This is a genomic window from Microcystis sp. M53602_WE12, from assembly GCF_030065455.1.
Taxonomy (GTDB): domain Bacteria; phylum Cyanobacteriota; class Cyanobacteriia; order Cyanobacteriales; family Microcystaceae; genus Microcystis; species Microcystis aeruginosa.
On record NZ_JASJFB010000449.1, the window covers coordinates 1 to 6,870 of the forward strand.

At 43.1% G+C, this 6,870-nt stretch carries 7 protein-coding genes; 5 read left to right on the forward strand and 2 right to left on the reverse strand.

Annotation, left to right across the window (positions count from 1 at the left end):
* Positions 1–325 precede the first annotated feature (325 nt).
* Positions 326–1,096 (forward strand): class II glutamine amidotransferase, encoded by a 771-nt coding sequence (locus PX482_RS14995; RefSeq protein ID WP_043998779.1) that lies wholly within the window; start codon positions 326–328, stop codon positions 1,094–1,096.
* A 2-nt stretch (positions 1,097–1,098) separates the two neighbouring features.
* On the opposite strand, the gene PX482_RS15000 is transcribed toward PX482_RS14995, so the two are convergent.
* Complete coding sequence (locus tag PX482_RS15000) at positions 1,099–1,827, reverse strand: ABC transporter ATP-binding protein (RefSeq protein WP_002756680.1); 729 nt, start codon at positions 1,825–1,827, stop codon at positions 1,099–1,101.
* A 75-nt stretch (positions 1,828–1,902) separates the two neighbouring features.
* Between PX482_RS15000 and PX482_RS15005 the strand changes: the two genes are divergently transcribed.
* The gene (locus PX482_RS15005; RefSeq protein ID WP_288122623.1) at positions 1,903–2,592 is read left to right on the forward strand and encodes a Uma2 family endonuclease; all 690 of its coding nucleotides are present in this window, start codon (positions 1,903–1,905) and stop codon (positions 2,590–2,592) included.
* Positions 2,593–2,914: 322 nt separating this feature from the next.
* On the opposite strand, the gene psaC is transcribed toward PX482_RS15005, so the two are convergent.
* Positions 2,915–3,160 (reverse strand): photosystem I iron-sulfur center protein PsaC, encoded by a 246-nt coding sequence (gene psaC / locus PX482_RS15010; protein ID WP_002764973.1) that lies wholly within the window; start codon positions 3,158–3,160, stop codon positions 2,915–2,917.
* 251 nt (positions 3,161–3,411) lie between these two features.
* Between psaC and acs the strand changes: the two genes are divergently transcribed.
* From acs to PX482_RS15025, 3 genes are all read left to right on the forward strand, one after another.
* Positions 3,412–5,382, forward strand: a complete 1,971-nt coding sequence (acs, locus tag PX482_RS15015; protein ID WP_002756677.1) for an acetate--CoA ligase — start codon at positions 3,412–3,414, stop codon at positions 5,380–5,382.
* 377 nt (positions 5,383–5,759) lie between these two features.
* Positions 5,760–6,209, forward strand: a complete 450-nt coding sequence (locus PX482_RS15020) for a hypothetical protein (RefSeq protein WP_002756670.1) — start codon at positions 5,760–5,762, stop codon at positions 6,207–6,209.
* Positions 6,210–6,233: 24 nt separating this feature from the next.
* Entirely contained in the window at positions 6,234–6,701 is a 468-nt protein-coding gene (locus tag PX482_RS15025) for a GNAT family N-acetyltransferase (RefSeq protein WP_288024258.1), read from the forward strand.
* Positions 6,702–6,870: the final 169 nt, after the last annotated feature.

Genomic DNA, 6,870 nt, shown 5'->3' on the forward strand with positions numbered 1-6,870 from the left:
GGGGGTGTCTGACAGTTTTTAACACCTACCGACAATCAACCTTACCTTGAGGGGGTTTGATCCCCCCTGCCCCCCTTGATAAGGGGGGTGTCTGACAGTTTTTAACACCTACCGACAATCAACCCTACCTTGAGGGGGTTTGATCCCCCCTGTCAGCCTTGATAAGGGGGGTGTCTGACAGTTTTTAACACCTACCTACTTAGTGCCAGATTAATTTCTTAGCTAGGATAGGCAAGAGGCAGCTGGAAAAAATTCTCCTGTCTCCTGTCACGGCTGCTGGCAGTAAGTAATTTTGCCGGCATCTGATATTCAAACTCAAGCAACTATGTGTCAACTTCTAGGCATGAATTGTAATGTCCCCACGGATATCTGTTTTTCCTTCGAGGGATTTTGTGCGCGGGGAGGAAAAACCGACGAACATCGAGACGGTTGGGGAATCGCTTTTTTTGAGGGTTTAGGTTGTCGAACTTTTATTGATGTTAAACCCTCGATCGCTTCTCCGATTGCGGAATTAATTAAAAACTATCCCATCCATTCTACCAATGTTATCGCCCATATTCGCAAAGCTACCCAAGGAGAAATTAAACTAGAAAACTGTCATCCTTTTCGGCGGGAATTGTGGGGAAAATATTGGGTTTTTGCCCATAATGGTCATTTAGAAAATTTCTCACCGGCTGCGGGAGATTTTTATCAACCAGTTGGGGAGACGGATTCGGAAAAAGCTTTCTGTTTAATTCTTAATACCCTACGAGAGACTTTTCCCCAGGGCAAACCTTCCCTAGAACAACTTTATCAAGTCCTAAAAACTATCACAAATTCTATCGCTTGTCAAGGAATTTTTAATTATCTTTTATCCGATGGTGAACATTTTTTTGCCCATTGTTCGACGAAATTAAGCTATATAATCCGTCAGTATCCTTTTGCCGCCGCTCATTTAATTGATGAAGATGTGAGCGTTGATTTTCAAGCTTTAGCTCATCCTGGCGATCAAGTAGCAATTATTGCCACTACACCCTTAACTGATAATGAAGTTTGGACAACGATTAATTCAGGAGAATTATTAGTTTTTCAGGAGGGCGCAGCAATTTTAAGTTAATCTTACCAATTGTCACTTTGTCGAGATTTTTCTAAATCAATTAACTGAGTTTTTAGCCCTAACCAATCTAATTGATGGGCGAGGCAATCTGAACCAATTTTTCCCGCTTCTAGATAAATGACTCGCTCGGCAAATTCCTCTAAAAAATCTAGTTGATGATTGACCATAATTATCGTCATTGAACTTTGATTATTTAATACTTCTAATAACCTGCTGGCCGTGCCTGTATCTAGAGCGGAGGTGGGTTCATCTAATAACAGTATGCTCGGTTCTAACAACAAAGCTCTGGTAATTGCTACTAATTGTCTTTGTCCTAAAGATAATTCTAACTCCCCGCGTTCAAACCACTGTTGAGGAATTTTTAACAGAGATGTCCAACGGTCAATTCTCTGATTAATTTCAGCAGGGTTAAGTTTTTTTAATTGCAGAGGATAAGCGAGAGCATCTCGAACAGTCATCCCTAATAACTTCGACTCTTGTGGCAATAAAACTATCTGTTGTCGCAGGGAAATAACCGGTATTTCCTTAATCGATTTACCTTGAAAATAAATATTTCCCGTGCTTGGTTCCTGCAAACGATTTAACAATCGTAAAATAGTCGTTTTTCCTGCCCCAGATGCTCCGACAATAGCTAACTTTTCTCCTTGCTTGATGCTAAAAGTAATATCTTCTAACAGATAAGCACTACCCCGTCGGATAGCTAAATTTACTTGCTGTAGTTCTAAAATCAAGATCGGTCTTTTCCTTACTTAGTTCAAACTTATTATATAATGAAAATAGCCCAATGAGTTCGGCAGGTATTCCCCATGGTTAGTCAAGTTAACAAAACCGAGATTATCTATCCTGAGAGCGACGGTAAACCGATGGCAGATAATACTAAACAATTTAACTGGATAGTGACGATTAAGCAGAATCTCGACTGGTTATATATCGATGATCCCCAGGTATTTGTAGCGGGGGATCTGTTGTGGTATCCCGTGGAAGGCCAGCCGAAAATTGCCGCCGCTCCTGATACGATGGTAGTATTTGGCAGACCGAAAGGCGATCGAGGTTCCTACAAACAATGGCAAGAAGATAATCTTGCTCCTCAAGTCGTCTTTGAGATTCTTTCTCCCAATAATACCTCCATCGAAATGGCCAAAAAATTGCTATTTTATGATCGCTATGGAGTCCAAGAATACTACGTCTATGATCCCGATGATAATAGTCTAGAAGCTTGGCAGCGAATTGGTGACAGTTTAGACAGTGTTAGTGAGGTTAATAATTGGGTGAGTCCCCGTTTAGGCATTCGTTTTGACTTAACCGACGAGTTAAAAATTTATCGTCCTGATGGTACTCAATTCTCGTCCTACAGCGAAATTAATCAACTACTGGAGCAGGAAAAGCAACGGGCTGAAAATGAACGCCAACGGGCTGAACAGGTCAATCAGCAGTTAGTAGAAATGGAGGCAAAACTGCAAAAATATCGTCAACTTTTTGGGGAATTACCTAACTAGGGTCTGCTGAATAAATGTGAAATATAGACGAGGTAAGGGGTTTGGGGCCTGTTTGGCGAGGCAGGTGCAAGATTTTAAAGCTAGTGGCTCAAAAACCTTGCATCTTGATCGGCGATTGCGTCCTGTAGGGGCGAAGCATTCGGGCAATAACTTATCGGTGAAACCGTAGATTTTCTATCCGAATGCTTCGCCCGTACTTTTTGCCGCAAACCCTAACTAAAATCTTCACTAGCGAAGGGAGTATAACGAAAAAAGAGGACTGGTTAGTCCTCTTAACAAGATTAGTTTTCGCTAAATGTTAAACACAGAATGATTGCCAGGCCTAGTAGGCTAGACCCATACTGCGGGTGGTTTCTGCTCCGAGATAAACCCGAATGCTTAAGAAATCCGTCGGACAAGCGGTTTCGCAACGTTTGCAACCAACACAATCTTCCGTGCGGGGGGAAGAGGCAATCTGGGCAGCTTTACAGCCATCCCAAGGAACCATTTCCAGCACGTCGAGGGGACAAGCCCGAACGCATTGGGTGCAACCGATACAGGTATCGTAAATTTTAACGCTATGAGACATCGAATTATGACTCCTTACCGAGTGTTCTCCATGTTAAATTTCGGGTTTATCGGTTAGTTTACCTTACAGCGATCTGTTCATCGCTCGATCGGTGACATAACTTTAAACTCTGTAACACTTGGGGCCAAATGGCGATCGCTAGTCAGGGATCGGGCAATTCTAAAATAGCCTTAAAGAATTGCTTGCCGGGGTTACGGGGGGAACCGAAAAAGGTAATCTGGATCGCAAGATAATTTATTTCGTTTGCCAGTATGACAGAAATAGCGATCGAATCGATCCTACAGGAAAATCGGCTGTTTCCTCCCAGTGCCGAATTTGCCCAGAATGCCACCATTAAAAGCTTTGAAGAATACCAGCAACTCTACGCCAAAGCCAAGGCCGATCCCCAGGCTTTTTGGGGACAATTAGCCGAAAAAGAACTATATTGGTTTGAAAAATGGTCAGAGATTCTTGACTGGCAGCCCCCCTTTGCTAAATGGTTCGTCAACGGCAAGATTAATATTTGTTACAACTGTATTGACAGACATCTCACCACCTGGAGACGTAATAAAGCCGCCATCATCTGGGAAGGAGAACCGGGAGACAGCCGCACCATTACCTACGAACAGCTACACCGAGAAGTGTGTCAATTTGCCAACGCTTTAAAGGAATTAGGCGTAAAAAAAGGCGATGTGGTCGGAATTTATCTGCCAATGATTCCCGAAGCTGCCATCGCTATGTTAGCCTGTGCCAGAATTGGTGCGCCCCACAGTGTCGTTTTTGGGGGATTTAGTGCCGATGCTTTGCGCGATCGTCTTAATGATGCGGCCGCTAAGGTGGTAATCACTGCCGATGGTGGTTTCCGCAAGGATAAAGTCGTTGCCCTCAAGGAACAGGTAGATCTGGCTCTAGCCGATAATAGCGCCCCCAGTGTGGAAAAAGTTCTCGTTGTCCAGCGCAGCAAGGAACCCATCAATATGGTTGCCGATCGCGATTACTGGTGGCATGATCTACAAAAACAGGTATCTGCTAACTGTCCGGCCGAACCCATGGATAGCGAAGATATGTTATTTATCCTCTACACCAGTGGTTCCACCGGCAAACCGAAAGGAGTCGTCCACACCACCGGCGGTTATAATCTCTACACCCATGTCACCTGCAAATGGATTTTTGACCTGAAAGACACCGATGTTTACTGGTGTACTGCCGATGTGGGGTGGATTACCGGCCATAGTTATATCGTTTACGGACCGCTTTCCAATGGTGCAACCACGGTAATGTATGAAGGGGTTCCCCGTCCCTCTAATTTAGGCTGTTTTTGGGATGTCATCGAGAAATATCGGGTTAATATCTTTTATACTGCCCCCACTGCTATCCGCGCTTTTATCAAAATGGGTGAAGATATCCCCAATAGCCGGGATTTATCCTCTTTGCGCTTACTGGGAACTGTGGGAGAACCGATTAACCCAGAAGCGTGGATGTGGTATCACCGGGTTATCGGTAAAGAAAAATGTCCGATTGTCGATACTTGGTGGCAAACGGAAACCGGGGGGATTATGATTACTCCCTTACCCGGGGCAATTGCCACCAAACCGGGGTCAGCAACCCTACCTTTCCCCGGTATTATGGCCGAAGTGGTGGACTTAGACGGTAATCCCACCCAAGCGAATGAGGGGGGTTATCTGGTGGTCAAACATCCCTGGCCCGGTATGATGCGAACAGTTTATAAAAATCCCGATCGCTTCCGCAATACCTACTGGGAACATATCGCCCCCAAAGATGGCCAATATCTCTATTTTGCCGGGGATGGTAGCCGTCAGGACGAAGACGGTTATTTCTGGGTAATGGGGCGCGTCGATGACGTGATGAGCGTTTCTGGCCACCGTTTAGGGACAATGGAGATCGAATCAGCTTTAGTATCCCATCCCGCGGTAGCGGAGGCGGCTGTGGTGGGACGACCGGATGAAATTAAAGGGGAAGAAGTCTATGCTTTTGTGACTCTCGAGGGGCATTATGAAGCGAGTCCGGAGTTAGCGCAAGCATTAAAGGATCACGTTGTCAAGGAAATTGGCATTATTGCTCGACCGGGAGAAATCCGTTTTACCGATGTACTGCCAAAAACGCGATCGGGTAAAATTATGCGTCGTCTCTTGCGAACTTTAGCATCAGGTCAAGAGATTTCTGGTGATACTTCTACTCTAGAAGATCGATCGGTTTTGGACAAATTGCGCCAAGGTGCCTAATTTAATTGCCGGTTTTTCCTAGTAGTTAGGGTGAGGAATAAGAGTTAATCTTATCTCACTCTAACGGGAGTGATGCTCGGTGAATATATTTGCTCAAGCACCAAAGCTAAGTAGTTGGACAAAAGTAAAGTTAACTGTGGGGTAAGGATTCAGGATTCAGGAGTCAGTAAGAATTGCGGCAATTTACATTTATTAAGATAGACAAAAGAATTTATGTCCGACTACTTATAGCTAATAATAAATCCTGTTTAAAAGGTATAGGGGAAGTGGGAAGTGGGAAAAAACAATCCATAACTTGGGAGTTAATCACACGATTAAAAACGGATTTGGTATAATAATAAAGATAAGAGCGAATTGAAATTATAGGAGTTTAATCAATGACCACCACCACTACTACCGATAATGATTTAAAAAGACTAGAAGATTTAATCCTCAATGGACAGAAGATAATCGAACATCGATTCAACGAAATCGACAATCGACTCACTACCATGGAAACTCGACTCACTACCATGGAAACTCGACTCACTACCATGGAAACTCGACTGATTGAGGTTGACAATCGATTGAAGGTGATCGAGAATGGACAAGCGGAAATGAAAGCTGATGTCAAAACTGTTCAAAAAGATACTACCGATTTAAAGATTGAACTCACGGAAGTTAAAGGTGATATTAAAACTCTTGATAGTAAATTTGATGACATGAATAAACGCTTAGAGAAAGTCGAAGGAACCCAAAAAAATCAAATTTGGACATTGATAACTGTCTTAAGTGGTTCCTTACTAGCCGTAGGATTTAGAAGTTTTTTTATCGACAATAATCCCTAATCTCAGCAAGAGAATTGCTATAATTTGCTCACTAAAACAATGAAAAGCGATCGCCTAATTCTTCGTCCTTGGCAACTACCCGCAGACAAAGAGTCTTTTTTTCAGATCTATCAAAATTCCGAAGTCACTTATTTTTTACCGAGAATTCGTCAGTTAGCCACGGATATTGAGAGTTTAAATGCCTATTTTTCCGCAAGATTACCAACTGTTCGTAATCAGGGTAATGGCAGAGATTGGTGGGCAATGATCGATCGAAAAAATAATCAGATTATCGGTTCGATAATTTTACAGAATTTACCCGATAACTACGGTTATCCTACCCCAGATATCGAAATTGGTTGGCATTTACGGTGCGATTATTGGGGACAAGGATATATGACCGAAGCGGCTAAAGTTATTCTAGAATACGGCTTAATCACCTTACAATGCCGATTATCTACGCAGTGGTTAATCCCGATAATTATCGCTCAATTCGTGTCACCGAAAGATTAGGAATGCAATCAATGGGATTAACGAATAAATAGGGCTTGCTGAATAAATCTAAAAACCTTGTTGGATAAGACTTTTGGACTTTTTTCCCCTCAAAAAGTACCAGATATGGGAGTGATCAGGGGGAAATTCAGGGACTTTTTCCCTGAAAATTAGGTAATTGACCCCCTCA

Coding starts and splice junctions, on each gene's coding strand:
- PX482_RS14995 (WP_043998779.1), top strand. CDS start 326: ATGTGTCAACTTCTAGGCATGAATTGTAATGTCCCCACGGATATCTGT.
- PX482_RS15005 (WP_288122623.1), top strand. CDS start 1,903: ATGGTTAGTCAAGTTAACAAAACCGAGATTATCTATCCTGAGAGCGAC.
- psaC (WP_002764973.1), bottom strand. CDS start 3,160: ATGTCTCATAGCGTTAAAATTTACGATACCTGTATCGGTTGCACCCAA.
- acs (WP_002756677.1), top strand. CDS start 3,412: ATGACAGAAATAGCGATCGAATCGATCCTACAGGAAAATCGGCTGTTT.
- PX482_RS15020 (WP_002756670.1), top strand. CDS start 5,760: ATGACCACCACCACTACTACCGATAATGATTTAAAAAGACTAGAAGAT.